Origin of the sequence: Klebsiella sp. GN_Kp190, from assembly GCF_040061795.1 — a bacterium.
Lineage (GTDB): Bacteria > Pseudomonadota > Gammaproteobacteria > Enterobacterales > Enterobacteriaceae > Klebsiella > Klebsiella michiganensis.
Genome location: NZ_JBEAFN010000039.1, coordinates 1 through 23,788 on the forward strand (window position 1 = coordinate 1; position 23,788 = coordinate 23,788).

The window sequence follows — 23,788 nt, forward strand, 5'->3', positions numbered from 1 at the left end:
CGATGCGCCTTGCCCGGGCTACGGGTTCACCGCCGTCTGCGGGTCTGGTAGCCCGAACAGATGCGCAGCATCGCCTCCGGGAAATTCTGCCACTCTGCGCTCTGTTCCCGGGGCGGCGCGATGCGCCTAGCCCGGGCTACGGGTTCTTGCGATCTGGGGGGTCTGTAGCCCGGATAAGGCGTTAGCCGCAATCCGGGAAACCTCGTCGACCGCACCGTTTTTACGCGCTTTTTGTATTAATCATCCTGTTCAGCCACGGCACCATGATCGCCATGACCACCGTTACGCCCAGGGTCACCAGGCCAATTTTGCTGAAGACATCGGTATAAATCGGCAGCGTCTGTAGCGGGTCGGTAATATTATCCGGTACGGCGGTGAAGGTCGCCACGTAGCCGCCCAGCAGGAACGCGGCCGCCTGGGTTAAAAACCACATCCCAAGAATAAAGCCCATCAGATGCTGCGGCACCAGCGCGGCAACCATCGCCAGCCCCAGGGCGCTAATCAGCAGTTCCCCCAGACTCTGGAACAGATAGACCAGCACGATAAACCACGGCGAGGTCAGCCCCTGGGCGTCGGCAAACCACATTCCCGCCGCGGCTGCCGTGAGAAAGCCCAGCGCGCACAGGAACATGCCAAGGGTAAACTTCATCGGCATAGTCAGGTCTTTGCCCTTATTGCCCAAACGCGTGTAGATAGCGGCGAGGATCGGGCTGGCCACCACCACCCAGAACGGGTTTAGCGCCTGAAAGCTCACCGGGTTAATCGCGAAACCAAGTATTTCATGGTGAACGTTATTGATAGCAAAGAAGTTGAGCGAGGTGGGCATCTGCGCGTACAGAATATAAAACAGCACCGCTTCCAGCATCAGGATAAAGGCGACGAACATTTTGTTGCGCCCGGTTTTATCCAGCTTGAAGGCCTCGCGGAAGAAGAAAATCGTCACCACCACTGAAAGGATAATCAGCACCAGATTGGCGATTTTGACATTATGCATTAGCCAGGCGCAGAGAAAAATCATGACCACCGTACCGGCCAGCACGTACAGTAAATTGCGCAGGCTCAGCGGTTTGTGGTCCGGCTCAGAGCCGATATCTTTCACCATACCCCGACAGGCGAAGTAAACCAGCAGGGCGACGATCAGACCGGCGCCGCACAGGTTGTAGGTTACCGCATAGCCGAACTTGTCGGCAATCACCGGCGCCAGCGACAGCGACAGCAGCGAACCGATATTGATCGACATATAAAACAGCGTGAAGGCGCCATCCAGGCGGGCATCTTTTGGCGGATAGCATTTGGACAGCAGGCTCGCCGGGTTAGCTTTAAACAGGCCGTTACCCACTGCAATGGTCCCCAGCGCGATGAAAATCAGATTGGGTTTGAGCAGCGACAGGCCGGTCATAAAGTAGCCTGCGGCAAGCACAATCGCGCCCAGAACCAGCGTACGTTTCGTACCCAGCAGGTGATCGCCAACATAGCCGCCGATGGAGATAAGGCCATATACCAGCGCGGCAAACGCGCCAAAGGTAATAAACGCCTGCTCCTGAGAAAAACCGAGCTGTTTAACAAAGAAAACGGCCAGGATCCCCTGAACGCCGTAATAGCCAAATCGCTCCCATAGTTCCACAAAGAAGATCATGAAGAATGGGCGAGGTTGCTGCAGCAAGCCTGTCGGTGCGGTTGAATTCATCTTTCTTCGCCTTTAAGTCCTGTCCGGAAAAGTATGAACGCGTATGCCAAAACGCGCTGAAAAAGGTTAATTTTGCGTAATGATATGATGTTTATCTATTTTTGCGAATTATTATATGGCTATATTGCTTTTGAAATGGTTGATCAACCTGGCATTGTGGCGATTATTTGGATTTATATGCTTTTTGCGGCGGGTGGGGGAAATAAAAACGCCCGCGTTGGCGGGCGTTGGTCATCAGCGAAATGAAATAACGTCCTGTTTGTTATTCGTCTTCTTCGTCGCGCAGCGGGACAATCAGCATATCCACGTGAACGGTGTTGATGAGCTGACGAGCCGAGGACATCAGTTTGCTCCAGAAGTCCTGATGGTGACCGCAAACCACGAGGTCCATATCATACTTTTTAATCGCATCAACCAGCACCTGGCCGAGATCGCCGCTGCCGCTCAGGGTCTCAGTGATCGGATAGCCCGCGTTGGTGGACAGCTCGCTTAACGCGTGGTGAGTCTCTTCGGAGATGCGTTTCTGCATGTCGCCCAGATTGACGTCAATAAGGCCGGTGTAGAGATCAGAGTAATTCACATCCACGTGGATCAGGGAAACTTTTGCATTGTAGGGGCGGGCCATAGAAACGGCTTTTTCTACCAGTACTTTGCTTTCCGGGGACAGGTCTACTGCAATAAGAATATGTTTGTAAGCCATGGTGTTACTCCTTCCATAAGTTGTCGATGACCGTTGGACCTGACAGCCAGCGCTGCCGCTTCGCCCGCGTCCTGCGTGCTACATTCGCGGGGGGAGTCCTTAAGGACCTAATTGTAGAAGATATTTCTACCTTATAGCGCCCCTCGCGATCCGTCAATCCACCTTGTTCAGCGAATAGTTAAACAAATATATCCGACTTATGCATTGATAATGATTAACGTTGTGGTAAAAAAATTAACTGATCTCCTACACTATTTAATGAGCCGGTCGGATAAATAAACGTGATCGGAATCGCACTCTTTCACAGTACAGTCGGTTTGATATTGGGGAGCGGTAGTCCCGGAGGGAGCCTCCGAGGACGGGTCGCCGGGGAGGAGGTATGATCAGCACTGTTGCGCTGTTTTGGGCCCTGTGTATCGTATGTGTAGTGAATATGGCACGCTACTTCTCGTCGCTGCGTGCATTACTTGTTGTGCTACGTGGTTGTGACCCTTTGCTCTATCAATATGTCGACGGCGGCGGTTTTTTTACGTCGCACGGGCAGCCCGGCAAACAGGTGCGCCTGGTGTGGTACATCTACGCCCAGCGCTACCGCGATCACCACGACGATGAATTTATCCGCCGCTGCGAGCGGGTTCGTCGGCAGTTTATTCTCACCAGCGCGCTATGCGGCCTGGTGGTGGTCAGCATGATTGCCCTGGCTATCTGGCACTAGCTTCACGATACAAAAAAAACGGGCCAGTTTCCTGACCCGTTTATCTTTCTTGTTTCTGATATTCGCTTAGATAATCTGCAGCGAGAGCCAGTACAGCGCGCCGGACAGCAGAATCGCCGCGGGCAGGGTCAGTACCCAGGCCATCAGGATGCTGGTGACGGTTTTCTTCTGCAGACCGCCGCCATCAACGAGCATCGTCCCCGCTACCGAGGAGGAGAGCACGTGGGTGGTGGAAACCGGCATACCGGTATAGCTCGCCAGACCAATCGATACGGCGGCGGTCATCTGAGCTGACATACCTTGTGCGTAGGTCATCCCTTTCTTACCGATTTTCTCGCCGATGGTGGTCGCCACGCGACGCCAGCCGATCATGGTGCCGATACCCAGCGCCAGCGCAACCGCCATAATAATCCAGATTGGCGCGTACTCGATGGTGCTCAGCATGTCGGTTTTCAACTTCTTCAGCAGACGCTTATCGTCAGCATTCACTTCCGGCAGCTTAGCCACTTTGTCAGTGGTGTCGGAGATGCAGAGCATAATACGGCGCAGATGGCTACGCTGTTCCACGGAGAGCGTGTCGTAGCTTTCGGTACCGGTCAGCATCGTCTTCACGCGGTCAAGCGCGTTGATGGTGTTTGCCGGGTGGCAGTGGAACTCGCCGTTTGCGGCAGCCCCTGCGTCCGGAGACGGGATGAGCTGCTCGGCGCCGGTCGCTTTTTTCAACAGCTCAGGACGCTGCTGGAAGAAGGTTTCCACGTTGTTGACCGCATCGCGGGTACGGGTGATTTCGTAGCCGGAAGCGTTCATATTGACCACGAAGCCAGCCGGAGCCACGCCGATCAGAACCAGCATCACCAGGCCAATGCCTTTCTGACCATCGTTCGCGCCGTGGGAGAACGCGACGCCAATGGCGGACAGAATCAGCGCAATACGCGTCCAGAACGGCGGCTTTTTCTTGCCGTCTTTCTTTTCACGCTCGGCTGGAGTCAGGTGGATACGGGCGCGTTTTTTGGTTCCGCTCCAGTAGCGACGCAGAATGAAAATCAGGCCGCCCGCCACGACCAGGCCAACGATTGGCGAGACGATCAGCGAGCCAAAAATACCCATGACTTTCGGGATGTTCAGCGCGTCCACCACCGACGTACCGGTCATCAGGGCATTGGTTAAACCAATACCGATGATCGCGCCGATCAGGGTGTGCGAGCTGGAGGCCGGAAGGCCGAAGTACCAGGTGCCGAGGTTCCAGATAATTGCCGCCAGCAGCATGGAAAAGACCATGGCGAGGCCATGTGCTGAACCCATGTTAAGCAGCAGGTCGGTCGGCAACATATGCACGATGGCATAGGCTACGCTGAGACCGCCCAACAGAACGCCGAAGAAGTTAAAAAGAGCCGCCATCGCCACAGCAAGCTGCGACCGCATTGCGCGAGTGTAAATCACCGTTGCAACCGCGTTTGCGGTATCATGAAAACCATTGATCGCTTCGTAAAAAAGCACGAAAGCCAGAGCAAGCAATAACAGTAACCCGGTATGTAAATCCAGACCGGCAAATAAATGTACCATAGGACGTTACGCCATTTTGAGGACATGAACGCGGCGCATTATCAGTGACTTTCGCGGCGCGGGCAAAGTGAAATATAGACTTTTTTTGATTTTCTTCCTGTTTAAGTTTTACCTTGTTGGGAGTATTCCTATATCTTTCAATGAGGTACGCAAATCTGTTTTTTTCAGTCTGGTGCGACCAGAATGAAAAATTTACAATTCCCGACAATCGGGATATGAGGAATGTTGTGTGGAAAGGTTTGATGCCATCGTAATCGGCGCCGGAGCGGCGGGAATGTTTTGTGCAGCGCAGGCGGGGCAGGCAGGCTGTCGGGTGCTGCTGCTCGATAACGGCAAAAAGCCCGGGCGGAAGATCCTGATGTCTGGCGGTGGCCGCTGCAACTTTACTAACATGTATATCGAACCCGCGGCATATCTCAGCCAAAACCCGCATTTTTGCAAATCTGCGCTGGCGCGCTACACCCAGTGGGACTTTATCGATCTGGTTAGCAAACACGGTATCGCCTGGCATGAGAAAACCCTGGGCCAGCTTTTCTGCGATGATTCCGCCGAGCAAATCGTTAACCTGCTGCTGGCCGAGTGCGAAAAAGGAGGCGTACACATTCGCCTGCGTAGCGAAATTATCAGCGTAGAGCGGGATGATGAGGGCTATACGCTACAGCTTAACGGCGAGACGGTGGCGGCGAAAAAGCTGGTGGTTGCCTCCGGCGGATTATCCATGCCCGGCCTGGGCGCCTCGCCGTTTGGCTATAAGCTCGCCGAGCAGTTTGGCCTGAAGGTGCTGCCGACCCGCGCGGGCCTGGTGCCGTTTACCTTGCATAAGCCGCTGCTCGAACAGCTGCAGGTGCTTTCCGGGGTGTCGGTGCCGTCCACCATCACGGCGGAAAACGGGACCGTCTTCCGGGAAAATCTGCTCTTTACCCACCGCGGGCTGTCCGGGCCGGCGGTACTGCAAATTTCCAGCTACTGGCAGCCGGGAGAGTTCGTCAGCATCAATCTGCTGCCGGATTGCCATCTTGATGACTTCCTTAACGAGCAGCGCGCGGCGCATCCCAATCAGAGCCTGAAGAACACCCTGGCAATACAGCTGCCAAAGCGGCTGGTTGAGTGCCTGCAGCAGCTGGGGCAGCTGCCGGACGTCACCCTGAAACAGCTAAACGTTCGCGAGCAGCAGGCGCTGGTTGAGACGCTGACCGCGTGGCGCGTCCAGCCGAATGGCACCGAAGGCTATCGCACGGCGGAAGTGACCCTCGGCGGTGTCGACACCAACGAACTCTCTTCGCGCACCATGGAGGCCCGCAAGGTGCCCGGTCTGTACTTTATCGGCGAAGTGATGGACGTCACCGGCTGGCTGGGAGGCTATAACTTCCAGTGGGCGTGGGCGTCAGCCTGGGCATGCGCGCAGGCTTTAGCGGAACAGAAATAACCGCCTGCTCTGTATCAGCGGACCCGGCTCCGCCTTATCCGCTGATATTGTGCTGCTTTAATTTGCGCCACAGGGTCGTGGGGCTGATGCCGAGCATCACCGACGCTTTGGTTCTGTCCCCGTCGGTTTTTTCTATGACATGGCTAATCAGCCGTTTCTCTTGTTTCTTTAATAAATCGGTTTCATCTGATGCCACGCCCGCGGCCGGGAAGTGAGAGCTCTCGTTGGCGTCATCCGGTGAAATTTGACCGATCTGCAGCAAAACGTCTTTGCTCACTCGATCGATGTCCAGCAGGACGATGAGCCGGTAGATAACCGCCTGAAGTTCACGAATGTTGCCAGGCCAGCTATAGCGATGCAAAAAATCCACCGCGTCGGGGGTAAATGTGATTTGCTTACCTTGCTGATAAAGCAGGTGCTGAATCAACAACATGATATCGCCCGGTCGTTGGCGTAAGGCCGGTAGACTCAACTCAAGAATATTGATTCTATAGTACAGATCCTGCCTGAACTCACCGCTGGCGACGAGCTGGCGCAGATCTTTATTGCTGGCGGTGATCAGGCGAAAATCGGCGGTGATCAGCGTATCGCCGCCGAGACGAGAGAATTGCTTCTCTTGTAACACGCGCAGCAGCTTAACCTGTACCGATAACGGCGCTTCGCTGATTTCATCGATAAACACCGTGCCGTTCATCGCCATTTCAAACACCCCCGGTTTTCCGCCCTTGCGCGCGCTGGTAAATGCGCCGTCGGCATAGCCAAAGAGTTCACTTTCCAGAATGCTCTCGGGAATGGCCGCGCAGTTAATCGCGATAAAAGGGCCGTGGCTTCTGGCGCTATGGTTATGAATACTCTGAGCGAAAAGCTCTTTACCTGTGCCGGTATCGCCCAAAATATGAATGGGAAGTTCGTGGCGGGCGCACAGTTTAGCTTTTTTTATTACATCGCGTATCGCCGGAGACTGGCCAATAATGTCGTCGAAAGACCAGTTTGTGGAAAAACCGCGGAGTTTACTTTTTTTGCTGATACTATTTTGCCAAAGTGAACTCTCCTGGTTTAATCCTGTAATAATGCTATAAGATGTTTGGCGGTTGGAAAAATGACGTATGGAAATAAAAATAGTTTGGCCGTTAATATCAACGGCCTGTTCTTTAATATCTAATTCGTTAATAATACTGGGGTAAATATCTTTAAATGCCTCTTTTTTGAATATTTTATCTCCGACATGACACTGGAATAAGCTCAGGCCGATAGCATTAATATTTATGATCTCACCCAACTGATCAATACACATGATGCCCTCACGTGCTTGATTCAGCGCGGCGTGGCTCATGATGAGCTTGGTATTTTCTCGGTTGAGATATTTTAATAGGCTATAGGCTTCATTGATGGCCTGCTCAATCGAAATATTATCGGTGTCTCCCATAATAGCATTGAGATTATATTTTTTAGCCATTTCAGCAACCGTAAGGCCGCCGATGACCGTATGGTAATCGTTCTCTGAAAGATTTTTTATAACGTTTTCAATATCATTGTGGTTGTATACCTGGCAAATTTTAAACTCTTCGTTAGTCATGTTCTGATAATGACGTAAGGCATTACAAAATTGGGGGAAACCAACCGCGGCGATTTTTTGTGATTTGATTTTGGCCTGTTGTAAAATGCGATAAACGCCGTGAAAATCATGGGCGATCTCAATGACCGGGATACTAATATTGTTACGCAGGAGGGCGGCGGTGCCGCCTCGGCTAATAATTATCTTAGCGCCGGACTGGATCATCTCATTCGCTTTATCGAGAACGTCAGAATAACGAAATTCATATACCGGAACATCGAGCTTCCTCTCAATAAGAACATTCATGATGCGTTGGGTTATTGTTTTGGAAACTGAAAAAATGACAATTTCATTATTCTTCATATATTGTTCGCTCAGGTGTTCTGGGTTTGCAATGTTTATTATATGGCGAGCACAGGGAGAATCAATGAGGGTGGTCATATAATACGATATTAAGAATAAAAGCCTTACGCATAGCAAATGCGTAAGGCTATGTCATTAGTGATTAGAAACGCAGGCGGCGGTAGACAATTTGACCGTTGCATAAGGTAGCGCAGTTATCGATATAACGGTCACCTTCGAGTTTGACCCCGTGGGTATCTTCAAAAATGACGTTCTCTTTTCGCAGCTTAACAATGGAAATATCAGCAAAAGCGCCGGGCGCCAGGGTACCAATTTGTCCCTGCATTTTCATTAAGCGGGCCGGCGTGGCGGTTACCGCGCGAACGATATCGAAGAAGGACATTCCCATATTGAGATATTTCGACATGACGTGGAGCAGACTGTAGACCTTATCCGTCCGTAAGCTATTTCTCAGGGTGAGATCGGTGCTGATGATATCGGGATAAAATCCCTGCTCCATGGCGGTTCTGGCAACGTGAAAATCAAAGTGGGCCACGCCGTTTGAACAGTCGAAGATAACCCCTCTGGTCTGCGCCTCTTTTATTGCCGCATAGACCTCACCCTGTTCATCGAGAATCGAGTGGCCGGTACCGTGGAAGCAGTGGGCGTAAATATCATCGGCATTAAAATAGCGGATCAGTTCATCGGCGCAGAGAAGAGAGTCCGTGACGTGAACGCAAATCGTGGTATCCAGTTTACGCGCCAGGGAGACGGTAGAGAGAAGAGGGTCGCTGGCGTACTGTTTCCCTTTGGCGATATCCTGGCTGTAGCGTAGTTTCAATCCCAGAATATTGTCTCTGTTGCTATTCAGCGTTTGGGCGATTTTCTCCTCGTTGTAATTCGCCGGATTGGTATTTTCCAGATACCCGGTCGGCCCGCCCCCGAGGGTGGAAAGCCCGACGTTGACCACGTTCAAATAGCTTTTGATTTTCACCATGGCAGGATGAATCACGCTATTGCGAAAAAGCTGATAATTCACCCAGCCGCTGCTGCCGGCATCGACCATGCTGGTGACCCCGTTGGGCAAGCATACGATGTCAGGGTTGACGCTGATGGCGGTCCCGCCATGAAAAACATGACCATGGAAGTCGATTAAGCCAGGCAGCACGATACAACCCGCGGCATCAATCACCGTTTCGGCCTGCAAATCGTCAACGGTATTTAAGTCCACGATGCGATCGCCGATAACGCCAATATTACGATTAATATAATCATGACCTTCGAGATCGGCGACCAGACCGTTTTTAATCAGAATATCCAGTTTCATTTTATGCTCCTGTTAAATGCCGATAAACTTCCAGTAAGGAATACCGATCAGGAAGAAGATTAATACGTTGACCACCACCATGATGGTGCCCAACATCCAGAACGTTTTTTGCGGGACGTAGCCGCTGGAGAACGTAAATACGCCCGCGCCGTTGCCGTAGTGCGTCAGCAGTGCGCCATAGCCTGCGGAGAAAGCCAGAGAAAGCGCCACGTACATCGGGTGCGCCTGGGTCGTCATTCCCAGGGTAAAGAGTACCGGATAGAAAGAGACGACGAACGCGCTGTTCGAGACAAAGAAATAGCGGACGGCAAGGCTGATAAAGACCAGCACGGCAATCGCGCTGATTTCATTGAGATGCGACAGGTCGAGATAGTTTTTGATAACGTCCACCAGAAAGACGTAGAACCCGCCTTTTGATAGGGCAACCGCACAGCCATAAAACGCGCCATACCAGACGAAGGTCTGCCAGGCCGATTTTTCGCTCACCACGTCATTCCAGCTCAGCACGCCGAAAAGCAGCAGACAGGCGAGGAACGCCAGGCCGACGGGAATAAAGGCGATGCCGGTGATGGAACCCGTCATCCAGCCGAGCACGCCCAGGACAAAGAACACGATCAGCAGCTTCTCTTCACGTTTTACCGGACCCAGCTCACGCAGGCCCTTCTCGGCAATTTCATTGACGTTATCGATAACTTTCAGTTCCGGCGCGTAGATTTTATACAGTATCCACGGCGCGAGCAGCAGCACCAGTCCGGCTGGCACCACGGCGGCTTTAAACCAGGTCATCCATTCGAGATTCACTTTCATGATCTCGTTGGCCAGCGAGACGGTAATTGAGTTGGTCGCCATCCCCGTCAGAAACAGGCTGGAGGTTCCCATTGAGACGACGTACATCAGGATGGTCAGATAGGCGCCGATTTTGCGGCTACCGTCGTCGGGCTTCGAGCCCAGCGCTTCGGCGATGTTCCTGAAGATGGGATAGGTAATGCCTCCCGAACGGGACATATTTGAACCCGTTGCCGGGGCCAGTACGGTATCAGTCACCATCATCAGATAACCCAGGGTGAGGGTATTTTTTCCATAGCGTTTTAGCAGCAGATAGGCGATACGTTTACCCAGTCCGGTAATAACAAACGCTTTGCAAATAATAAAGGCGCTGATAATAAACCAGACCATAGGGCTGCCAAAACCGGCAAACAGGGGAGCGGGGTCGAGAACCAGAGAGGCAAACCCGAGAATAATCAGCATAATGACCGCATCGGTAAACGGGCGCAAAACCAGCCCGCACAGCATCGCCAGATAGATGCCAACCATATGCCAGGTCGGTGCGGAGACGCCTTCCGGGTGCGGTATTATCCAAAATAAAACGGGGAAAAAGATAATGGGCAAGAGTTTTAAATAAAGCATTTTTATTACCTTTGCTTTAAAGCCACGGCCCGTCAGGGCACCGCGGCCTGATATTATTTAATCAAATTAACGATACATGTCGTCGATAAACTCAACGCCGGTCTCATCCAGTGATTTTTTGACCCAAAGGCGATTCGCGGTGCCGTTTTTGGCGGCCTCTACTTTGCTGGCATCGAATTTTGCATACTCTTTGGCTTTATTCAGTACGGCTTCTGCGTCACCGAGGGGAATAACAATCACGCCATCCGCATCGCCGACGATCAGGTCGCCCGGACAAACCGCGACGCCGCCAACGGCGATCGGCGTGTTCACCTCCCCTGGACCTTGTTTAAACGGGCCTGCCGGGTTGGAGCCGGTAGCGAACAGCGGAAAATCGAGAACCGACAGCGCATCGATATCGCGGATAGGCCCGTCCAGCACGATACCGGCGATTTTTTTCATGCAGTGGGCATAGGCCACCATGATTTCGCCCATTAATGCCCGCGAACGGTCGCCTTCGTTGGAGACCACAATCACATCGTTCTCACCCGCCATATCCAGCGCGGCGTGCAGCATCAGGTTATCGCCCGCGCGGACTTTCACGGTGATGGCGAACCCCGCCATAATCGGCTTTTTCGGCGAAGAGATACGTTTAATGCCGTTACCCAGAACGGCAATACGGTTCATGGTGTCAGCAATATTCGCCGCCGGGAGCTGTTCAAATTCTTTAAGAAGATCGACGCTGCAGGTCGGACGCTTTAAAAAAATACGGTTACCAATAGTCATTTTTTTCTCCTTAAAAACCCGGGACCGGCCAGGACGGTTTCTTACCGGATAAGACTTCATCAATGCCAATCGCGGAATGGAGCGAGGCTCTGTCGGTCGCTTCAATGGTGGCGGCGCCAATATGCGGGGCAATCACGATATTGCTTAGCGAGAAAATCGGGTCGTTGGCATCAAACGGCTCTTTCTTTAAAACATCCACGCCCGCCCCGGCGATAGCGTGGGTGCTCAAGGCGTGATACAGCGCTTTTTCATCAACCAGCTTTCCGCGTGCGGTATTAATGAAATAGGCGGTGGGCTTCATCATGGAAAACTGTTTCTCTCCGACAAAATCGGTGGTTTCCGCCGTCGTCGGACAGTGCAGAGAAACGAAGTCGCTCTCTTTGAAAATACGGTCAAAATCGTTGGTAAGCTCTACGCCTTCGGGGATCTGCTGCTGGGTTTTATACGGGTCATAGGCGATAACTTTCATATTAAAGCCATGCAGCGCTTTGATTGCCACGCGTGAACCGATATTCCCGACGCCAATTAAACCCAGCGTTTTTCCATCCAGCTCCACTTTTGGCGTGCGCAGTTTTGCCCAGTAATAATCTTCAAGCATCTTTTCCTGTACCAGTTTGAAATTACGCGAGCAGTGCAGCATATAAAATATGGCCAGTTCGGCAACGGACATGCTGTTAGCAATTGGCGCATTTAATACGACGACGCCGTGACGTTTAGCCGACGCCAGATCGACCGTATCGTAACCGGCACCGTGACGCGCAACGACTTTCAGCTTTTTAGCCGCTTCAAATACGCGGTCGGACATTTTTGAAAGGCGGACGATAATACCGTCGCAATCGACGATGTCGCGAATGATATCTTCTTCTTCCATCCCTGAGCCGTTAATCAGTTGATAACCGCGGCTTTCCAGATATTCTCTCCCTTCTGCCATGATTTCCTGCGGGAGTAAAATTTTGTACGTCATTTAACTATCTCCAGTGTTGATTACGTGGAGGTAATTGCATGGCGTGTGCCATACATTCATGCAAGATGAATATTTTTTTGTAATGCTTTGATATATATGTGTATTTTGTTTTTATGGCCAACGAGTTGTGGTGATGTTCTTCACATACCTGAACGCCGGAGTGAGGCCGGTTATTTAATTATGAAATGGCTGAAATGCATAATTAAATGTGCGAATGGCGAGCTTCACACTTTATTTTATTTATATACGGAGAGCATTTTCTTGTAGCGATTGACATTGCCCGGTGGACAACTTAAAACGTAAGCCAAAGGTTAATCGGGAGAGGTTTCGGCAATGAATAAATCACAGGTGGAGATATTCATGCTTATGGTTCGGGAGGGGAGTGTTCATTTTGTATCGCAGCGGCTGAGTATTGCGCCTTCGTTGATAACAACCAGCGTATGTGCGCTTGAAAATGAACTGGGTTTCAACCTGATTAAGCGCGGCAGGAATATCAGAAAAGTTATCTTAACGGAAAAAGGACACGCTTTTTATCGGCTTGCTCCAGAGTTACTGAGATTGCTTAATGCGATTGCGGATATTCGGGCGGGAATAAAACAGCCCGGCAAGTCCTTCCCGCCGGGCAAAATAATCAGTTCAGCCCCAGGAAATACTGGGCAATTTTGAAGTAGATAATCAGTCCGGTACCGTCGATAAGGGTGGCGATAAACGGCGCTGAAACCACAGCCGGGTCGATGCCGACGCGTTTGAGCGTCAGGGGGATCACCGAAGACACCACCGCGCTCCACAGGGTAATGCATACCAGCGTCAGGCTGACAATCAGGGTGATCTCCATGCCGATGCCCATCATCCAGGCGCGCAGGCAGCCCGCCAGGCCGAGCGTAATGGCAATCAGCAGCGATGTTGAAACCTCTTTACGGATTACGCGTCCCATATCGCGCAGCCGCACCTCGCCGAGCGCCATGGAACGCACGAGGGTGGAGGTGATCTGCGTCCCGCTATTGCCGCCGGTACCAATCAACAGCGGAATGAAAAAGGCCAGCGCAATCGCCGACTCCAGCGCTTCCTCAAAATGCTGCAACACGCTGCTGGTATAGGCTTCGGCGACAAACAGCAGCAGCAGCCATACCGAACGTTTTTTCCACAGCGCCCACGGGCTGGTTTCCAGGTAGGGCTTTTCCAGCGGCAGCGTCGCGCCCTGACGCTGAGCATCCTCGGTCACGTCATCTTCCAGCAGATGCGCGATCTCTTTTTCCATCAGGCAGCCGACCAGCTCGCCCTTTTCGACCACCGGCACGAGGTCGAGCCCGCGCTCGGCCAGCTCGGCGACCACCTGCGGCCGCGGGTCGTCAGGCCTGACGCGAAACAGGCAGCTATCCATTAAATAACGAATGGACTGGGCGGTATCGCTCTCCTGCAGCAGCTTTTTAATCGATAAACTGCCGCGCAGTTTTTTCCCGGCGACGACAAAAACCTGGCCGGGGATCTCATCGCTGGCCAGCTGAGAAACGAACAGCTCACGCGCTTCATGAACGCTGAAATGTTCCGGCAGGGTAATGAAATCGGTACGCATGTACTGGGCGATCGCGTCGCCGTCGAACGCTGCGGTAGCCTGATGTGCGGCGCACAGTTGAATGGAAGACATGGTGTAATTCCCTATAAAAAATCACTCATAGGGGCGAACAAGACAGGATGAGCACAGGCAGATCCCTACGTCCTGGTTTTAGCACTGCACAACGTATCTGCCCGGCATGAACGCCGTCAGAAGTTACCTTGGCAACACCTTGATTCGATGGAAGCCTGTATTTCCCTGAGTGGTCTCTCTCGATACCAACAGGGCGGTAACTTATGTTTATGCAGGAGCCTCGCCATAACGAGATCGTTAAATGAGGCCTGATTATTCGCGAAGAGAGATGATTAACCAAGCATATAATTCATGTGGTTTATTAATTGTTGAGAAAAGGCGAAAGTTTATTGCGATCAGGGCGATACGGGGATTTTTCCCTCTTAGGGTGAACAAAATTTTTTCAAACTATACTTAGCAATGGATGCGTTATAAATGCTATTTCCCGCGAGATTGTTGGTTGAAAAAACTGAGGTGACCCATCGTATAAGCGATATTTAAGAGGAACGCTGTTATGTTGAAAAACAGGATTAATCTTCAGGTTATTATCTGGACGACGCTCATTGGAGGGTTCATCAGCTCTCTGGTGAAGTCGGGAACGGAAGCTAATATGCCGCCCCGCGTGGCGGGCGAGATATCGCCCCCGGCGGCGCATATCGACGCCTGGCTCGGCTGGCTTGGCATTAATTCACACTCGCTGGACTACGTTTATCAGGGGGTGACAATCCCCGGCGCCGTCATGCTTTACCACTGGCTGTTCAGCTTTGCTTTTGCCTTTCTCTATGTCTTCATTTCCGCATACTGGCCGAAAATCCGGCTTTGGTACGGCGCGGCCTATGGTCTGATTATTACTCTCGTTATGCACGGCTTCCTCATTCCCGCGCTGGGCTTCAGGCATCCCGCCTATTTAAACGGGGAAACCGGGTGGCTGTGGAACCTGAATGGCTACGAGCTGTGGAGCGAAACCCTCGGACATATTTGCTGGTCGTTTTCGATTGAAATCAGCATGATTGCCGTTCTTGCCCTGCTGGCAAAACCGATACGAGGCGCATGGGCCAACGAGTCGCCATAATGGCGTTAGTCCCGATCGCGCGTTAAAGAGTCATTTATCGCATCCCACAGCTATGAGTGGGGTGACTCCTTCTCCGTTGGCAAACACTGCAAATGGCCGTGGCGCACGCCGCGCTGGGCGATAACGTCATCGGCAAAATGCTGAACGTCGCCCATATCGCCTTTCAGCACGGCGATTTCCAGACAGTCGTCATGGTTGATATGTACGTGGAGGGTGGCGACGGAGAGGTCGTGGTGGTGATGCTGGGTGGAAACTAAACGGCTGGCTAAATCGCGCTTCTCATGTTCATAAACATAGGAGAGTACCGCGAAGCCCTGGGTGCCGTGCTCCTGAGCGCTTTCCTGGGCCAGCGCGCCGCGCAGAATATCGCGGATGGCTTCGGAGCGATTATGATAGCCGCGGCGCTGGCTCAGGCTATCCAGCGTGTCGAGTAAATCGTCATCAAGAGTAATCGTGATACGTTGCATCTGTTTTAAACCTTATTACGGCGCACGGGAAAGGCGGGAAGTACCGCATTTTGTAACACGCGACCGGCGTGGGAAGAAAACGTTAATTTGTCGCCCACGACCTGCGTCTCAACGATTTGCCCCTCATCCATCACCATCACCCGCTGGCAAAAACGCTCCACCAGACGTAAGTCGTGGGTGATAAACAGACAGGCGGTGCCAAACTGTCGCTGAAGCTTTTTGAGCAGACCAATGACGCCCGCCTGGAGCACCAGGTCGAGGTTAGACACCGCCTCATCAAGGATCAGCAGCTGCGGCTCAACCGACAGCGCGCGCGCCAGGCAGACGCGCTGCAGCTGTCCGCCGCTCAGCTGCGGGGGGCGCTTATCGAGCACGCTAACATCGAGATCCACCGCCCTGAGCATGTCGCTTGCCCGGGCCAGCTGTTCCGCTTTCGTCAATGACAGCAGATGTCGCATGGGTTCACGCAAAATCTCGCGTACCGTTTTACGCGGATTCACCGCGCTGATGGCGTCCTGAAACACCATCTGAATATCCCGACGGAACGCCTTTTGCTTAGCGTGATTGAGCCGGGAGAGCGGTTCTCCCCGCCAGCAGACGCTGCCCTGAGTGGGGGATTCCAGGCCAACGAGCAGGCGCGCCAGGGTGCTTTTCCCGCAGCCGCTGCGTCCCAGCAGGGCAACGGTTTCACCGCTTTTCAGCGCCAAAGAGACCTCTTTTAGCACCGTTGAATCGGTATATTGATGGGTTATCGCGGATACGCTCAGTAATGTCATCAGGCCAGCTCCAGTCCGTAGAGGGCGAGATGCGCCGCCACCAGGCTGCGGGTGATGCTGTGCTGCGGAGCGTTGAACAGGCTTTCTACATCCCCCTGTTCCACAATGCAGCCGCTATCCATCACCGCCACATCGTCCGCCAGCCGCGCCACGACGCCCATATCGTGAGTGACCAGCAGCATCCCGGGCCCGCGGTTTTGCATAACACCTGCCAGCAGATCGAGAATGCGCGCCTGGGCCACGGCGTCCAGGTCGGTGGTGGGTTCATCGGCAATGATAAACGGCGCCTCGCACAGCAGCGCCATGGCAATCATCATCCGCTGCAGCATGCCGCCGCTCATCTCGAACGGATAAAGCTTCAGGACGCGCTGCGCCTCCTCCAGCCCAACGGCTTCCAGTACCGCCGTAAGCGTGGCGTCGTCTGCGGGTTTACCCAATGCCCGGCAGGTTTCCCGCGCGTGGGTCGCCATGGTGTGCAGCGGATTAAAGGCGCTGCGCGGGTTCTGCATAATGGTGGCGATTTTGCTGCCGCGCAGCTCGCCGGGGGAGACCGGCTGGCCGTCGGCGAGGATCATCCCCGCCGTTTGCCGTACGCCGGGAGGCAAAATGCCCAGCGCCGCCGCGCAGGTTAGCGATTTTCCGCTGCCGCTGCCGCCAACCAGCGCCAGCACGCGCCCGCGTTTGAGCGTCAATGATACGCCGTGCACCAGCGGACGCTCGGCCTGTAAGACGATGTTTTGCAGTGTAATTTGTTGCGGCATTAGTGGGCGTGCTCCGCGATCAGATGAGGATCCAGGCGATCGCGCAGCGCGTCGCCCACCATGTTGAAGGCCATGACGGTGATAAACAGCGCCAGTCCTGGCCAGAACATTTGCAGCGGCTGGGTCCAGATATACTGGCGGGCGTCGTTAATCATCACCCCCCACTCGGCGGTTGGCGCGGTGACGCCGAGGCCGAGAAACGACATCCCGGCGACGTGCAGCATCATATGCCCGATATCCAGGGTCGCCAGCACCAGCAGCGACGGAATGACCGCGCCGGCCAGATGGTCGACGAATACCCGCACGTGTCCCGCGCCGGAAAGCCGCGCGGCGAGCACAAATTCGCGCTGGCGCAGGGAGATTGTCAGGCTGCGCACCATCCGCGCATACCACGCCCAGTGCGACAGGGCGATGGCGATAATCACGTTGGTCAGCCCGGTTCCCAGTACCCCCACCATAAAGAAAGAGAGGATTGAGGTCGGGAAGGTCATAAACAGATCCGCGACGCGCATGGTGGCCTGATCGACGCGGCCGCCGATAAGCCCGGCGCAGCCCCCGACGAGGAGTCCCAGCGCCAGCACCAGCACCAGGCAGGCCATCACCGAGCCGAGCGATACGCGGGTCGCCGCCAGCAGACGCGAGAAGATATCGCGCCCCAGATGATCGGTACCGAGCCAGTGCTGGCTGCCGGGCGGCAGCAGGCGCGAAGGCAGATCGATCGCCTGCGGATCGTACGGCAGCCACCACTGGCTGGTGAGCGCAACGACCGCCAGCAGGGCGATGATAAGCAAAGAAATGCGGACGGACCCGCGTGAAGAGAGGAAAAAGTTCACGAGCGCGCTCCTTCATGGCGGCGAATGCGCGGGTCCAGCGCGGCGTTCAGCAGATCAACCATCAGGTTACAGACCACAAAAACGATCACCATCATCAGGGTGAAACACTGAATCACCGGATAATCGCGATTAAAAATCGCCGAGACGGCGTAGCGGCCCACGCCGGGCCAGGCAAAGATATTCTCGATAATCATCGTGCCGCCAATCAGCTCGCCGATATGCATCCCCACGGCGGTAATCATCGGCAGCGAGGCGTTGCGCAGAATATGGCGGCGCTCGGTTTGCCTGTCGTTCAGGCCGCGCAGTCTGGCCCAGGTTACGTGACGCTGCCCGGCGACTTCCAGCATGCTGGCGCGCAGCAGGCGGGCGTTGATCGCCAGCGACATAAAGGCGATCGACACCGCCGGCAGAATGATGTGCTGCCAGCCGCCATAGCCCATCGCCGGCAGCCATTGCAGATAAACCGAAAAGAACATCACCAGCAGGAAAGCCAGCCAGAAGTTGGGCATCGACACGCCGAGAAAAGCGATGATCCGCACAATAAAATCCGGCAGGCGGTCGCGGTGCCGCGCCGCCCAGATGCCCAGCGGCACGGAGGTGAGGAGGATCAGCACCAGCGCGGCGCCGGCCAGCTGCAGCGTGGCGGGCAGAAAGCTCAGCATGTCATCCAGCACCGGACGCTGGGTGGCGAACGAAACGCCAAAATCCAGATGCAGCGCCTGCCACAGCCAGCTGCCGTACTGGACGATAAGCGGCCGCTCCAGCCCCAGCATCGCGCGGGTTGAGGCCACCATCTCCGGCGTCGGCGGCAGGTTTGACAGGCGCAAATAGTCCAGCGCCGGGTCGCCGGTGCCCAGGCGCAGCATTAAAAAGATAATCACCGAGGCGGCGAAGATCATCGGTATCAGCAGCGCGACCCGCCGCAGCGCGTAACGTAACATCAGGGTTTCACCGGCTTAATCTGTTCAAACGGAATTTCAGACGCGATGGGCGCGTAGGGAATCGCCCCCAGCTCCGGTCTGGCGACCACCATCATCGAGACGTAGCTAATGGGCAGATAGACCGCATCGTTGTGCAGTCGGGTCAGCAGGTCTTTGTACAGCGCCTGACGCTGCGTTTCGTCGGTGGTTTTCAGCACCTCGCCGATTTCTTTATCAATAATCGGTTTGTCGGCTAATCCCTGCTGCGCCTGAAAATCGGCGTGCGACGGTACGCGCATCGAACTCATAAAGGCGTGCGGATCGTAGGGTGCGCCCCAGGTACGGTTGAAAATCATGCCGAAGCGACCATCGCGCTGGCGGGCATAAATACTGCTCTCTTCCTCGCCGACCAGCGCCACGTCCACGCCAACCTGGCGCATATCGGCCTGAATGATTTCCGCCATCGATTTGCTTAGCGCGTCGGTACCGATAAACGACAGCTCAACGCGCAGCGGCAGGCCGTTTTTCTCGCGAATATCCTTACCCGCAGGCAGGACCCAGCCCGCGTTTTCCAGCAGCGCCTTCGCCTGCTGCGGATCGTACCGGCGCGGCGTCAGGCCAATATCGGCATAGGGCACGGTGGGGGCGAACAGCGTATCGGCCACCTGCTGAGTGCCGTACAGGGCGTTATCAATCAGCGATTTTTTATTCACCGCAAAGTTCAGCGCTTCGCGCACCGCTAGCTCGTTGGTGGGGGCTTTGGCGGAGTTCAGCGCCAGCATCACCGTCTCTATCGGGCGGGAAAGCTGGGTACGGTAGGCCGGGTTGTGGCTGAAGCGGTCGAAGGTGTCGAGCGGCAGCAGCCCTTCGTTGCCGTAGAGCAGGTCAATATCGCCGGTTTCAAAGGCCACCGCGCGGGTCGTCGGGTCCGGGATCACCTTGACGGTAATCTTTTCAATCTGCGGCTTTTCGCCCCAGTAGCGCTCGTTACGCACCAGCACGTCGTACTGATTGAGTTTTGATTCCTTCAGCACCCACGGACCGGTGCCAATCGGCGCTTTAATGCCGTGCAGGGTCTCATTGTCTTTGAACTGCGACGGGGCGATAAAGCGGAAAGGGCGCGGCAGCGCCAGCTCCTGTAAGAACGGGTAATAGGCGCTTTTCAGGGTGATTTGCAGCTGGTTTTTGTCGAGCGCGTTGACCTCGACGATCTGATTGACCAGCTCCAGCCAGGCGTGGCGCTGGCGGTTATCGAGCACCACGCGGAAGTTCTCCGCGGCGGCATGGGCGTCAAACGCTTCGCCGTTGGAAAATGTCACGTCATCGCGCAGGGTGAAGGTCCAGACTTTGCCCTCCGCCGAGTGGGTCCAGCTTTTTGCCAGCCAGGGTTTTACCGAGCCATCCGCCTGATACTTTACCAGCGGCTCATAGACCATGCTCTGGGCGTACATCTGGTTGGGCGTATAGAGGTGCGGGTTGAGCGGCCCCACGTTGACCGGCCAGGCGGTGGTGATTTCATTGGACGCGGCGCAGGCCAGCAACGGGGCGCAGGCGAATAGCGCCAGCAGGGTGGTGCGGATAATAGACAAGGCTTTTTCTCAGCGACAGGAAAGTATGACGATTTTAATGATTCATCATACTTTCGGCGTAAGCTGGATCAATATCGGGCCTGAAAGTATAAGAAAACGGTATATCTCTTTTGGCTGTATGAGTTTACGAACCCGCCTGCAGCCCGGCTAAACGCAGCGCAAGCCGGGAAGCATCAGCTTCGGCACATTTCCCGGAGGCGATGCTGCGCATCTGTCCGGGCTACCGGCTCGCAGACCGCAGTGAATCTGTAGCCCGGCTAAGCGCAGCGCGAGCCGGGTAAACAAGCCCATCAGGGCGCTCTGAACAGATCCAGCAGCGTGGCGACCTGCTCATCAATAGGTGTTAAATCACGCTTAACGATCAGGTGCAGCGGCGTTGCCCGCCGCGCGCCGTGTCCCAGCGGCAGCGCCTTCAGCACCCCTTGTTGAAGCTGTGGGCCAATGCGCTCTTCCGGCAGCCAGCCAAACCCGACCTGATACAGCACCGCATCGATGGCGGCATCAATAGTGGAAAACGTCCATGCATCGCGGGAAGATTGCGGGTCGTTGCTGCGGTCGGCGATGCGCACCAGCGGCCAGGGGGCCAGCGCGCTGTCGTCCAGCGGCCCCGCCAGCGCGGAGAGTGGATGATCGCGATGGGCGACGGCGACAAAATCAATGTTCATCAGCCATTCGCCGCGGCCGGTAATATCCTGACGGCGGGTCAGCACCATCACGTCCGCCTCGGTGCGGGCCGGATGCTCTTCCTCAACGTTTTCCAGCACTTCGGTCAACCTGACCTGAGTTTGCGGGTAACGCTGTTGAAACTGGCGCAGAATGGCGAACAGCCGCTGGCGTGGGAAAATGCTGTCGACCACCAGATCCAGCCGGGTCCGGGCGCCGTCTCGCAGGGTGGCGGCATGGGTTTCGACATAAGAGAAGGCCTGCAGCAGCGGCTTAACCTGGCCGAGCAGCAGCTCGCCTGCCGGGGTCAGCACCGCGCGACGGCCCGATGGCGTCAGCAGCGTGACGCCCAGCCGCTCCTGCAACAGCGCGAGATTATAGCTCACCGACGACTGGCTGCGGTGGGTCTCGTCCGCCGCCTTCGCGAAGCTACCCAGCTCGACAACTTTCTCCAGCAGCGCCCATTGTTCCAGCGTAGTCTTGTGCATAATCCATCTAAAAAGTGAATGAGTTTAATCCAAACATAGCGTTATTCATCCATTTTTTAAAGCAGTATGCTTGTTCTCAACAAACAGAGGAGAACAGATTATGAGCACATTCGACAAACATGACCTGAGCGGTTTTATCGGCAAACATCTGGTTTATACCTACGATAATGGCTGGAACTACGAAATTTACGTTAAAAACGGCACCACCCTGGATTATCGTATTCACAGCGGTATCGTCGCGAATCGTTGGGTGAAAGATCAGCAGGCTTATATCGTTCGCGTCGGCGAAAGCATCTACAAAATTTCCTGGACCGAACCGACCGGTACCGACGTGAGCCTGATCGTTAACCTCGGCGACAAACTGTTTCACGGCACCATCTTTTTCCCGCGCTGGGTAATGAATAACCCGGAGAAAACCGTCTGCTTCCAGAACGATCATATTCCGCTGATGGTCTCTTATCGTGAAGCCGGTCCGGCTTATCCGACAGAAGTGATTGATGAGTTTGCCACCATCACTTTTGTGCGCGATTGCGGTGCGGATAATGACGAAGTGATTAATTGCCCGGCTAACGAATTACCTGACAACTTTCCTGCCAACCTGTAATCATTTTGAAATAGTTTCGTGATTCGACTGGATTTTTTATATTTGCTGAACGATGTTTAAAGATAGCTTATTGGAATCTGGTTGAGCATCCGTTTACTTTTCGCCAATGCGTTCCCGCTATTTCTCCGTCCGGCGGGAACGCTATAGCGCCTTTTTCTGCGATAAATTCCACTCTATCTCAATGATTTTTAACAAAATCATCATGCATATCTAATTAATATTAATTTCTTAATATTATCCTAAGCAAATCTGACTAAATTTAATAACATCTGAATACAAAATAATGAAATGCGCCATCGGGCTGATTTCGCTTTCATTTTCATTTTGTTTAGGTCAGCAGGTGCAGGATATTTCTTATCGACCCGGTTTTTCGCGGGTCATTCACAGAACAGGAACATGATGAGCGATTTTTTGCCGTTTTCGCGCCCGTCGATGGGCGACGCAGAGCTGGCTGCGCTGCGTGAAGTTTTGCAATCGGGCTGGATCACCACTGGACCGAAAAATCAGGCGCTGGAAGAGGCGTTCTGCACGTTAACCGGCAACCGTCACGCCATCGCCGTCAGTTCGGCGACCGGCGGCATGCACGTCACGCTGATGGGGCTGGGTATCGGTGCGGGCGATGAAGTGATCACCCCTTCCCAGACCTGGGTCTCCACGCTGAACATGATCTGCCTGCTCGGCGCGACCCCGGTGATGATCGATGTCGATCCCGATAACCTGATGATTACCCCCGAAGCGGTTGAAGCGGCAATCACCCCGCGAACCAAAGCCATTATCCCTGTGCACTATGCTGGCGCACCGGCGGATATTGACGCCATTCGCGCGATTGGCGAGCGTCACGCTATTCCGGTGATTGAAGATGCCGCCCACGCGGCGGGGACGTACTACAAAGGCCGCCACGTCGGGTGGCGCGGTACCGCCATTTTTTCATTCCATGCGATCAAGAATATGACCTGCGCCGAAGGCGGGCTGGTGGTAACCGACGATGACGAGCTGGCCGCGCGCATTCGCAGCCTGAAGTTCCACGGCCTCGGCGTTGACGCTTATGACCGCCAGACCCTGGGCCGCGCGCCGCAGGCGGAGGTGATTTCGCCGGGCTTTAAATACAATCTCGCGGATATCAACGCCGCGCTGGCGCTGGTGCAGCTGGATAAGCTCGCCCACGCCAATCAGCGCCGCGCCGCCATTGCGCAACGCTATCTGCGCGAGCTGGCGGATACGCCCTTCAGGCCGCTGGTGGCGCCGTCGTGGGAGCATCAGCACGCCTGGCACCTGTTTATTATCCGCGTTGACGAAGCCGCCTGCGGCATCAGCCGCGATGCGCTGATGGAAAGACTGAAGGCCATGGGCATTGGCACCGGCCTGCACTTCCGCGCGGCCCATACGCAAAAGTATTACCGCGAGCGTTTCCCTGAAGTTTCATTACCGCATACGGAATGGAACAGCGCGCGCATTTGTTCCATTCCGTTGTTCCCGGATATGACCGATGACGATGTCACTCGGGTCATTTCCGCACTGCACCAGCTGTCAGGACGTTGAT

At 54.5% G+C, this 23,788-nt stretch carries 23 protein-coding genes and 1 riboswitch; of the genes, 7 read left to right on the forward strand and 16 right to left on the reverse strand.

Annotated features, from left to right (window positions below):
* Positions 1-220 precede the first annotated feature (220 nt).
* A complete protein-coding gene (gene dtpB / locus ABLU67_RS22450; protein WP_025106828.1) occupies positions 221-1,687 on the reverse strand; it encodes a dipeptide/tripeptide permease DtpB in 1,467 nt (488 codons plus the stop codon).
* 72 nt (positions 1,688-1,759) lie between these two features.
* On the opposite strand from dtpB, the gene ABLU67_RS22455 reads away from it, so the two are divergent.
* Entirely contained in the window at positions 1,760-1,933 is a 174-nt protein-coding gene (locus ABLU67_RS22455) for a hypothetical protein (protein WP_224384550.1), read from the forward strand.
* Between the two features lie 16 nt (positions 1,934-1,949).
* On the opposite strand, the gene uspA is transcribed toward ABLU67_RS22455, so the two are convergent.
* The gene (gene uspA / locus ABLU67_RS22460) at positions 1,950-2,387 is read right to left on the reverse strand and encodes a universal stress protein UspA (RefSeq protein ID WP_004126268.1); all 438 of its coding nucleotides are present in this window, start codon (positions 2,385-2,387) and stop codon (positions 1,950-1,952) included.
* 379 nt (positions 2,388-2,766) lie between these two features.
* On the opposite strand from uspA, the gene uspB reads away from it, so the two are divergent.
* Positions 2,767-3,102, forward strand: coding sequence for a universal stress protein UspB (uspB, locus tag ABLU67_RS22465; protein ID WP_004855171.1), 336 nt, complete (start codon positions 2,767-2,769; stop codon positions 3,100-3,102).
* A 66-nt stretch (positions 3,103-3,168) separates the two neighbouring features.
* Here uspB and pitA read toward each other — a convergent pair whose 3' ends face one another.
* On the reverse strand, positions 3,169-4,665 hold the full coding sequence (pitA, locus tag ABLU67_RS22470) for an inorganic phosphate transporter PitA (RefSeq protein WP_014227140.1): 1,497 nt from the start codon (positions 4,663-4,665) through the stop codon (positions 3,169-3,171).
* Positions 4,666-4,894: 229 nt separating this feature from the next.
* On the opposite strand from pitA, the gene ABLU67_RS22475 reads away from it, so the two are divergent.
* Entirely contained in the window at positions 4,895-6,091 is a 1,197-nt protein-coding gene (locus tag ABLU67_RS22475; protein WP_025106829.1) for an NAD(P)/FAD-dependent oxidoreductase, read from the forward strand.
* A 34-nt stretch (positions 6,092-6,125) separates the two neighbouring features.
* Here the strand turns inward: ABLU67_RS22475 and ABLU67_RS22480 are convergent, their stop codons facing one another.
* The 5 genes from ABLU67_RS22480 to ABLU67_RS22500 form a co-directional block, all read right to left on the reverse strand.
* Positions 6,126-8,009, reverse strand: coding sequence for a sigma 54-interacting transcriptional regulator (locus tag ABLU67_RS22480; protein ID WP_116280833.1), 1,884 nt, complete (start codon positions 8,007-8,009; stop codon positions 6,126-6,128).
* Positions 8,010-8,151: 142 nt separating this feature from the next.
* Positions 8,152-9,315 carry a metallo-dependent hydrolase gene (locus tag ABLU67_RS22485; protein WP_047722840.1) on the reverse strand — a complete coding sequence of 388 codons (1,164 nt, stop codon included), beginning with the start codon at positions 9,313-9,315 and terminating at the stop codon, positions 8,152-8,154.
* Positions 9,316-9,327: 12 nt separating this feature from the next.
* A complete protein-coding gene (locus ABLU67_RS22490) occupies positions 9,328-10,722 on the reverse strand; it encodes a DASS family sodium-coupled anion symporter (protein ID WP_004126262.1) in 1,395 nt (464 codons plus the stop codon).
* Positions 10,723-10,788: 66 nt separating this feature from the next.
* On the reverse strand, positions 10,789-11,487 hold the full coding sequence (locus tag ABLU67_RS22495; protein ID WP_047722841.1) for an RraA family protein: 699 nt from the start codon (positions 11,485-11,487) through the stop codon (positions 10,789-10,791).
* Between the two features lie 10 nt (positions 11,488-11,497).
* Entirely contained in the window at positions 11,498-12,451 is a 954-nt protein-coding gene (locus ABLU67_RS22500; RefSeq protein WP_025106833.1) for a hydroxyacid dehydrogenase, read from the reverse strand.
* A 333-nt stretch (positions 12,452-12,784) separates the two neighbouring features.
* Here ABLU67_RS22500 and ABLU67_RS22505 point away from each other — a divergent pair, with 333 nt between their 5' ends.
* Positions 12,785-13,117, forward strand: coding sequence for a LysR family transcriptional regulator (locus ABLU67_RS22505; protein ID WP_049080823.1), 333 nt, complete (start codon positions 12,785-12,787; stop codon positions 13,115-13,117).
* Here ABLU67_RS22505 and ABLU67_RS22510 read toward each other — a convergent pair.
* Complete coding sequence (locus ABLU67_RS22510) at positions 13,083-14,096, reverse strand: magnesium transporter (RefSeq protein ID WP_004855147.1); 1,014 nt, start codon at positions 14,094-14,096, stop codon at positions 13,083-13,085. The two genes, ABLU67_RS22505 and ABLU67_RS22510, sit on opposite strands and share 35 nt — an antisense overlap.
* A gap of 56 nt (positions 14,097-14,152) precedes the next feature.
* A riboswitch (M-box (ykoK) riboswitch) is annotated at positions 14,153-14,336 on the reverse strand.
* Positions 14,337-14,589: 253 nt separating this feature from the next.
* Between ABLU67_RS22510 and ABLU67_RS22515 the strand changes: the two genes are divergently transcribed.
* The gene (locus ABLU67_RS22515; RefSeq protein ID WP_025106835.1) at positions 14,590-15,147 is read left to right on the forward strand and encodes a DUF1440 domain-containing protein; all 558 of its coding nucleotides are present in this window, start codon (positions 14,590-14,592) and stop codon (positions 15,145-15,147) included.
* A gap of 50 nt (positions 15,148-15,197) precedes the next feature.
* On the opposite strand, the gene nikR is transcribed toward ABLU67_RS22515, so the two are convergent.
* The 7 genes from nikR to ABLU67_RS22550 all read right to left on the reverse strand — a co-directional run bounded on the left by nikR (position 15,198) and on the right by ABLU67_RS22550 (position 21,644).
* On the reverse strand, positions 15,198-15,614 hold the full coding sequence (gene nikR / locus ABLU67_RS22520; protein ID WP_025106836.1) for a nickel-responsive transcriptional regulator NikR: 417 nt from the start codon (positions 15,612-15,614) through the stop codon (positions 15,198-15,200).
* Positions 15,615-15,619: 5 nt separating this feature from the next.
* Positions 15,620-16,390 carry a nickel import ATP-binding protein NikE gene (nikE, locus tag ABLU67_RS22525; protein WP_025106837.1) on the reverse strand — a complete coding sequence of 257 codons (771 nt, stop codon included), beginning with the start codon at positions 16,388-16,390 and terminating at the stop codon, positions 15,620-15,622.
* A complete protein-coding gene (nikD, locus tag ABLU67_RS22530; RefSeq protein WP_014227131.1) occupies positions 16,390-17,151 on the reverse strand; it encodes a nickel import ATP-binding protein NikD in 762 nt (253 codons plus the stop codon). The genes nikE and nikD overlap by 1 nt, the downstream gene beginning before the upstream one ends.
* Positions 17,151-17,984, reverse strand: coding sequence for a nickel ABC transporter permease subunit NikC (gene nikC, locus ABLU67_RS22535; RefSeq protein WP_102803199.1), 834 nt, complete (start codon positions 17,982-17,984; stop codon positions 17,151-17,153). The genes nikD and nikC overlap by 1 nt, the downstream gene beginning before the upstream one ends.
* Positions 17,981-18,925, reverse strand: a complete 945-nt coding sequence (gene nikB, locus ABLU67_RS22540) for a nickel ABC transporter permease subunit NikB (RefSeq protein WP_032694215.1) — start codon at positions 18,923-18,925, stop codon at positions 17,981-17,983. Before nikB ends, nikC begins: the two co-directional genes overlap by 4 nt.
* Positions 18,925-20,493 carry a nickel ABC transporter substrate-binding protein gene (gene nikA / locus ABLU67_RS22545; RefSeq protein ID WP_348852540.1) on the reverse strand — a complete coding sequence of 523 codons (1,569 nt, stop codon included), beginning with the start codon at positions 20,491-20,493 and terminating at the stop codon, positions 18,925-18,927. The genes nikB and nikA overlap by 1 nt, the downstream gene beginning before the upstream one ends.
* Positions 20,494-20,783: 290 nt before the next feature.
* Positions 20,784-21,644, reverse strand: a complete 861-nt coding sequence (locus ABLU67_RS22550) for a LysR family transcriptional regulator (RefSeq protein ID WP_014227126.1) — start codon at positions 21,642-21,644, stop codon at positions 20,784-20,786.
* 97 nt (positions 21,645-21,741) lie between these two features.
* Between ABLU67_RS22550 and ABLU67_RS22555 the strand changes: the two genes are divergently transcribed.
* Together ABLU67_RS22555 and arnB are read left to right on the forward strand one after the other, a co-directional pair.
* On the forward strand, positions 21,742-22,248 hold the full coding sequence (locus tag ABLU67_RS22555) for a phenolic acid decarboxylase (protein ID WP_025106840.1): 507 nt from the start codon (positions 21,742-21,744) through the stop codon (positions 22,246-22,248).
* A gap of 399 nt (positions 22,249-22,647) precedes the next feature.
* Positions 22,648-23,787: a UDP-4-amino-4-deoxy-L-arabinose aminotransferase gene (gene arnB / locus ABLU67_RS22560; protein ID WP_004855110.1), complete on the forward strand. Its 1,140-nt coding sequence runs from the start codon at positions 22,648-22,650 to the stop codon at positions 23,785-23,787.
* Position 23,788 lies beyond the last annotated feature (1 nt).

Coding starts and splice junctions, on each gene's coding strand:
- dtpB (WP_025106828.1), bottom strand. CDS start 1,687: ATGAATTCAACCGCACCGACAGGCTTGCTGCAGCAACCTCGCCCATTC.
- uspA (WP_004126268.1), bottom strand. CDS start 2,387: ATGGCTTACAAACATATTCTTATTGCAGTAGACCTGTCCCCGGAAAGC.
- uspB (WP_004855171.1), top strand. CDS start 2,767: ATGATCAGCACTGTTGCGCTGTTTTGGGCCCTGTGTATCGTATGTGTA.
- pitA (WP_014227140.1), bottom strand. CDS start 4,665: ATGGTACATTTATTTGCCGGTCTGGATTTACATACCGGGTTACTGTTA.
- ABLU67_RS22480 (WP_116280833.1), bottom strand. CDS start 8,009: ATGAAGAATAATGAAATTGTCATTTTTTCAGTTTCCAAAACAATAACC.
- ABLU67_RS22485 (WP_047722840.1), bottom strand. CDS start 9,315: ATGAAACTGGATATTCTGATTAAAAACGGTCTGGTCGCCGATCTCGAA.
- ABLU67_RS22490 (WP_004126262.1), bottom strand. CDS start 10,722: ATGCTTTATTTAAAACTCTTGCCCATTATCTTTTTCCCCGTTTTATTT.
- ABLU67_RS22495 (WP_047722841.1), bottom strand. CDS start 11,487: ATGACTATTGGTAACCGTATTTTTTTAAAGCGTCCGACCTGCAGCGTC.
- ABLU67_RS22500 (WP_025106833.1), bottom strand. CDS start 12,451: ATGACGTACAAAATTTTACTCCCGCAGGAAATCATGGCAGAAGGGAGA.
- ABLU67_RS22505 (WP_049080823.1), top strand. CDS start 12,785: ATGAATAAATCACAGGTGGAGATATTCATGCTTATGGTTCGGGAGGGG.
- ABLU67_RS22510 (WP_004855147.1), bottom strand. CDS start 14,096: ATGTCTTCCATTCAACTGTGCGCCGCACATCAGGCTACCGCAGCGTTC.
- ABLU67_RS22515 (WP_025106835.1), top strand. CDS start 14,590: ATGTTGAAAAACAGGATTAATCTTCAGGTTATTATCTGGACGACGCTC.
- nikR (WP_025106836.1), bottom strand. CDS start 15,614: ATGCAACGTATCACGATTACTCTTGATGACGATTTACTCGACACGCTG.
- nikE (WP_025106837.1), bottom strand. CDS start 16,390: ATGACATTACTGAGCGTATCCGCGATAACCCATCAATATACCGATTCA.
- nikD (WP_014227131.1), bottom strand. CDS start 17,151: ATGCCGCAACAAATTACACTGCAAAACATCGTCTTACAGGCCGAGCGT.
- nikB (WP_032694215.1), bottom strand. CDS start 18,925: ATGTTACGTTACGCGCTGCGGCGGGTCGCGCTGCTGATACCGATGATC.
- ABLU67_RS22550 (WP_014227126.1), bottom strand. CDS start 21,644: ATGCACAAGACTACGCTGGAACAATGGGCGCTGCTGGAGAAAGTTGTC.
- arnB (WP_004855110.1), top strand. CDS start 22,648: ATGAGCGATTTTTTGCCGTTTTCGCGCCCGTCGATGGGCGACGCAGAG.